The 1667-nt window shown below is 52.5% G+C and carries 1 protein-coding gene; it reads left to right on the top strand.

Annotated elements, in window-relative coordinates; genetic code table 11:
* Positions 1–1667: hypothetical protein (locus AC1DY0_RS18955; protein WP_477190138.1), on the top strand; the 1667-nt coding region annotated here is incomplete at both ends.

Here is a 1667-nt window from a genome sequence, read left to right as displayed (position 1 = left end):
GAGTTTCCTGTGATCACCTTGACCCCGGCAGGCACAGTATTTTGCAATCCAACGGCAGCAGAAATAACGGCAGCTTTCGGCACCGCTTCGGTAAGCGATAATTGTTCAACAGGCTTAAGTGCTATTGGCAGCGAAGCAGCAGAAACAGGCTCGGGTTGTAGTTTCTCTACCACCAAAAACTGGACGGTAACCGATGCTTGCGGAAATACAGGCTTGGCTTCACAAACGCTAACTTATACCCGAGACACGGAACTTCCGGTGATCGCCTTGACCCCGGCAGGCACGGTACTTTGTAATCCGACAGCAGCAGAAATCACAGCAGCCTTCGGTACCGCTTCGGTAAGCGACAACTGCTCAACGGGTCTAACTGCAACCGGTACCGAAGCAGCAGAAACAGGCTCGGGTTGTAGTTTCTCCACCACCAAAAACTGGACGGTAACCGATACTTGCGGGAACACAGGCTTGGCTTCGCAAACGGTAACTTATACTAGAGACACAGAGCTTCCGGTGATCACCTTGACCTCGTCAGGCACAGTACTTTGCAATCCAACGCCAGCAGAAATCACAGCAGCTTTCGGCACCGCTTCGGTAAGCGATAATTGTTCAACAGGCTTAACCGCAACAGGCACCGAAGCAGCAGAAACAGGCTCGGGTTGCACGTTCTCTACCACCAAAAACTGGACGGTAACGGATACTTGCGGCAACATAGGCTTGGCTTCGCAAACGCTAACTTATACTAGAGACACGGAACTTCCGGTGATCACTTTAACCGCTGCAGGTACATTGGGCTGTAATCCAACGGCAGCAGAAATAACGGCAGCTTTCGGCACCGCTTCGGTAAGCGATAATTGTTCAACAGGCTTAAGTGCTATTGGCACCGAAGCAGCAGAAACAGGCTCGGGTTGTAGTTTCTCCACCACCAAAAACTGGACGGTAACCGATACTTGCGGGAACACAGGCTTGGCTTCGCAAACGGTAACTTATACTAGAGACACGGAGCTTCCGGTGATCACTTTAACCGCTGCAGGCACATTGGGCTGTAATCCAACGGCAGCAGAAATCACGGCAGCCTTCGGAACAGCGAGTGTAAGCGATAACTGCTCCACAGGCCTAACTGCAACCGGTACCGAAGCAGCAGAAACCGGCAGTGGCTGTACTTTTTCTACCACCAAAAACTGGACGGTAACCGATGCTTGCGGCAACACAGGCTTGGCTTCGCAAACGGTAACTTATACCCGAGACACGGAGCTTCCGGTGATCACCTTGAACTCGTCAGGCACAGTACTTTGCAATCCAACGCCAGCAGAAATCACGGCAGCCTTCGGAACAGCGAGTGTAAGCGATAACTGCTCGGTTGGCTTAACAGCAACCGGTACCGAAGCAGCAGAAACAGGCTCGGGTTGTACGTTCTCTACCACCAAAAACTGGACGGTATCCGATGCCTGCGGAAATACAGGCACGGCTTCACAAACGCTAACTTATACCCGAGACACGGAACTTCCGGTGATCACCTTGACCCCGTCAGGCACGGTACTTTGTAATCCGACAGCAGCAGAAATCACAGCAGCCTTCGGCACCGCCAGTGTAAGCGACAACTGCTCAACGGGCCTAACTGCAATCGGTACCGAAGCAGCAGAAACCGGCTCGGGTTGTACGTTCTCTACCAC

It is taken from the genome of Flavobacterium sp. P1_E4, from assembly GCF_056405915.1.
This window is presented reverse-complemented; position numbering and strand designations above follow the sequence as displayed.